Source organism: Bartonella sp. AD328YNZD (assembly GCF_042196425.1).
Genome location: NZ_JBHIQG010000228.1, coordinates 1 through 1,756 on the forward strand (window position 1 = coordinate 1; position 1,756 = coordinate 1,756).

General features: G+C 38.7%; 1 protein-coding gene. It reads right to left on the reverse strand.

The genetic code is table 11. From position 1 onward, the window contains the following. Window positions 1-748 precede the first annotated feature (748 nt). On the reverse strand, window positions 749-1,756 hold a 1,008-nt coding region (locus ACFIO3_RS09685; RefSeq protein WP_375704374.1), incomplete at its 5' end, for an MFS transporter.

Below are 1,756 nucleotides of genomic sequence, written 5' to 3' on the forward strand. Positions count from 1 at the left end.
TTTTGCCGTAAAACTTACAAGAAAAATTTAAAGGTAGGGAAATCTAAAAGCACACTGTAAAAATCAAAAAAACAATTTTTTTAAAGATGGTTTCCCGTATGTCATTGTATATTACGATTTTCAATGTTTTAAAAACTTCTCCCTCAAAGAGGAAAGCCTTTGTTCTTAAAGCGGGGGAGATTTGTTATAACAGTTAACAACAAAATAGAGAGAAGATGCTGTTTTACCAGCTGTTTTTGTTGCTTTATTCACTTAATCCCGTTGCAATTACCAAACCATAGTGATCAAAGAAGTGTGATATAGGGTGAATGAAATAACTTGGTTTGAAAGTGCGGTGCGATTTTTCACACCGCGATGCGTCGTGAAAAATGATCAGCATTGGGGGCTGGGCGGCGTATTCTATACTGGTGTTGTAGGGGCGTTTGTTAGTGATGGGATCTTGGATAGAAAATCATGTTGTCCTCTGTGGACACCTCCAAAGATACTATTCAGAAAATCGCATATTTCAATAGGTTTTTAGAGGTGTCTCATAGCATCAAAAAAATCATAAAATTACAAACAACATGTATGCTACTAGAGGTGTCCGATTTCAGAGTTTAAGGAGCTTGTCGGTTTAACGCTCTTTTATAGAATGATGAAGGCTGGGGCAAAGGTTCTAGCGCATTGGTATTCCTTAACAGTGGTAAAGGCTGTATAATTTTATACACCGTTGCAAATGTTATTGATAGGGCGTTCATACAAAAGCATATCATAAATCGGAATTTTTCTCTTGAGGCGATAAGAAGAGGGCTAGGCAAAACAGTAAAAATGCAGCGATAGAGAAGAGGAAGAATATGAGATATGTTTGACTTAAGGAAAGGCGTTGCTCTGTTAACGAATGTAGCAGAAAGCCAGCAAATACACCCCCTAAGGCTCCACCTATTTGCTGTAATATGCGTGTGATAACGGCTGTATCTTTGACGTATAAACTGTTGACATATTGGATGGGAGCAGACAAACATACAATGGTGGCGATGCCAAGCCCTACGCCTCTTAGCAAGAATCCAAGTCCATCCATGCTTATATTATAGCCGAAGCATAATAACCCAAAGCTTGATATCACCAAACCAATTCCTATCATGAAAAAGGGGGATTTTTCTTTCCACTTTTGGTAAATAAATTTCCTTCCAATCCATGCACCCACTCCTTGCAGAGCTAGGACTGCACCGATGATGAGAAGGCTATTTTCATGGGCTTGTTCCATGGCAATGGCTAGTGGGAAATAAACGAGGAAACTATAAAAAAGAAATGAAGCAACAAGCCCCATGATCATGAGCAATGTATAGCGCGCATTTTTAAATCCGCTAAAGACGATTAATTTGTTTTTTGCTTTCTGATTAGAAACAATGAATAATATGAGAGATATCACTGCTATAAGTGCTAGGATAAAGAGGGCGTTGTGGTTATTTATATTTCTGGCTTCTGTGAGGTAAAAAAACGAGAGAAGCGATATAGAAAATGCTAAAAATGCAAATAAGTTAAATTTTGTTTTTGTTGTTTCGTTGCTCTTTAAATGTTTTGCTCCAAGGGTGAGTGCCAATAAAATAAGCGGAATATTGATAAAAAATAACAAACGCCAAGACACATACTGAGCAAATGAAGCTCCTACAAGCGGTCCAAAGGCAGGAGCAAAAACCGTTGGTACGGCTATGGTGCCCATGGCTTGGCGCACTCGTGTCTGCCCAAATTGTAACGCAATAATGGTTTGGCTAAGGGG